The sequence below is a fragment of the Enterocloster sp. 210928-DFI.2.20 genome (genome assembly GCF_020554465.1).
Classification (GTDB): Bacteria; Bacillota; Clostridia; order Lachnospirales; family Lachnospiraceae; genus Enterocloster; species Enterocloster bolteae.
Map to the genome: position 1 here is coordinate 1 of NZ_JAJCHK010000124.1, position 280 is coordinate 280.

At 52.9% G+C, this 280-nt stretch carries 1 pseudogene; it reads right to left on the reverse strand.

The window, feature by feature from the left end:
* Window positions 1-280: pseudogene (locus tag LI015_RS28125) on the reverse strand (hypothetical protein); the annotation flags it as partial.

Below are 280 nucleotides of genomic sequence, written 5' to 3' on the forward strand. Positions count from 1 at the left end.
TATCTTCCGTGAACTGCGTGATTCCAGCTTCCGGTTTCTCCGGATTCCAGCTCTCACTTGCCTGGTTGTATCCGTTGGCTGCTGTTGCCTTTGCAATCTGGTCATCCGCCAGTGTTCCCACACCGCCTTCTTCCTTCGTTGCATAATGGCCATCCTTATACAGCGTCACATACTGCGCTTCCTTCAGGTCCACGCTTCCGTTCACCGCACTGTAGGTCACTTTAATCTGGTACTCATCCGGGATCTGGTCTCCGTTGTCATCCACTCCGAAGTTCGCTAC